This is a genomic window from Breznakibacter xylanolyticus (assembly GCF_003254275.1).
In the GTDB taxonomy this organism is placed as follows: domain Bacteria; phylum Bacteroidota; class Bacteroidia; order Bacteroidales; family Marinilabiliaceae; genus Breznakibacter; species Breznakibacter xylanolyticus.
Genome location: NZ_QKZK01000081.1, coordinates 1 through 1,849, shown reverse-complemented (window position 1 = coordinate 1,849; position 1,849 = coordinate 1). Strand labels below are relative to the sequence as shown.

The following is a 1,849-nucleotide window of genomic DNA, read 5'->3' as shown; positions in this document are numbered from 1 at the left end:
GTTCAAAGTCTTCGTAACTGAAATCTGGTTTGTCTTTCATTGTCTGCAAAATTAATATTTATATATTGCAGACACAGTTCCATGAATAGTCTCGATTGTCTTTTTCTAATCTTTCTAAAAATCTTTGATATTCACTGATTAAGTCTAAATTGGTAGAATCAGGCAATGAATTCACATCAGAACGCCAATCTTTAAATTTGTTTGTGATTTCTTCTGAGGGTTGTTTAAAGGTGTTTATTTTAATTATTACTTCCCTTTCGTTTTGTTGTTTTAGATTTTTAAGGTCAGTTTCTCTTCTTGATAATTCTTTTTGAAAATTAGATTGTGTTATCTTGATATTGGAAAACTCAACATTTAAAATTTCACGATTGGTATTTTCAAACTCATCAATGTCAGTAATACCTGTAATCTGAATTGTCTTTTCACTTCCTTCAATTTCTCCTTCAATAATTTCAATATCCTTTTCCTTAGTAAAAATCTCTTGACTTTTATTGAAAATATCTACATCCGAAACTTGTTTTAAATTCGCTTGAACCTTGCTCAGATGTTCTTGCAATTTCTTTACCCGGTCGTTGGTTTTCTCTAAATCAGTTTTCTGTTTTTCTTTTTCAAGAATATCTTGGGCATAAATTTGCCAATTTATATCATCGTATTTATCAAATTTTGAAAATAGATTATGGCATTCGTCGCTAAATATTCCTAAATTTTTTATTTCACTATTTTTACTTGTAATAGCTTTTCTATTATCGGTTTGCTGGTTTTGCAGATTGACTAATTCTTTCTTTAGAGCAGAAATTTTTTCTTTGTTATCCCAGCCTAGAACATAGTTTTCTTTTTTCGTGATATGTGGACGGTCATCCTTTTCGTGCTTCCCTTTTTTGAATTTTATCAGTCCGCTTTGGGTTATTGCCATTTCCGAATAACGCTCAAATTCGGTAAGATTATCTACGCAAACAAAATCAAATTGATTCTGTAAATAATCTTCAATCCATTCATAATATTGTGTTTTTGGCTTAATTTCAATTTTATTTATTATAGATTTATCGGTTATGTTTTTGTTCTGAAAATTTTTGAGATAGTTTTCTTCATACTTATCATACCGAATTCTACCTCTCAAATTATTGCTGTTTACATATTCGTTTACTTTGGAGTAATATTTTGGCGGAACAATCAATCGCAGAGCAAAATTGTGAAGCACTTTTTCGATGGAAGACTCCCAATTCACTTCATCTTCTTTTACTTTGATGAGTTCTCCAATAAACGGGATTTCTTCTTTGCTTGCTCCAATTTGTGCAATAATCTCATCTCGTATCTCCGCTTCTCGTCCAGCGATATTATTTTTGTTTTTTTGAAGAGTTTGAATAGTGCTTACTAATTCCTCCGTTGATTTTGTTAATTCGTCATCTTTGTTTTTCAATGCACGAAGATTTTCACTTTCATCATCAATTTTTTGTTGAGTGTTTTGTTTTAATTGCTTTGCTTTTTCCCGGTTTGCAATAAAGGTATCTTCATTGGGATTTGTTTGCAAGTCAACACCTTGAGCTATTTTATTGTAATCGTCAAGTTTTTTGCTTCGCAATGTTTTACTTGTCTCAAGCTGCTTAATTTCCTTTTCCAAGTCCTTGATTTTACTGCCAACTTCGTCTTTTTCAATAGAAATGGATATCGCTCGTTCTTCTTGTTTCAGGGTGTCTTCTTTGCTTCGCAATTCAGTTAACTCATCATTCAGACGTTGTAATTCTTCTTTACATTTATCTAACCCATCTTGCAGCTTTCCATCCAAAATTCATTAAAAAAACACCTTTTTTCACCTCAAAATAGGCTCTTTTGCTCTATTTGCTTTTGTAAT

At 31.3% G+C, this 1,849-nt stretch carries 1 protein-coding gene; it reads right to left on the bottom strand.

The window, feature by feature from the left end:
- Positions 1 to 58: 58 nt before the first annotated feature.
- Positions 59 to 1,783, bottom strand: coding sequence for a hypothetical protein (locus LX69_RS17375; protein WP_111447290.1), 1,725 nt, complete (start codon positions 1,781 to 1,783; stop codon positions 59 to 61).
- Between the last annotated feature and the right edge of the window lie 66 nt (positions 1,784 to 1,849).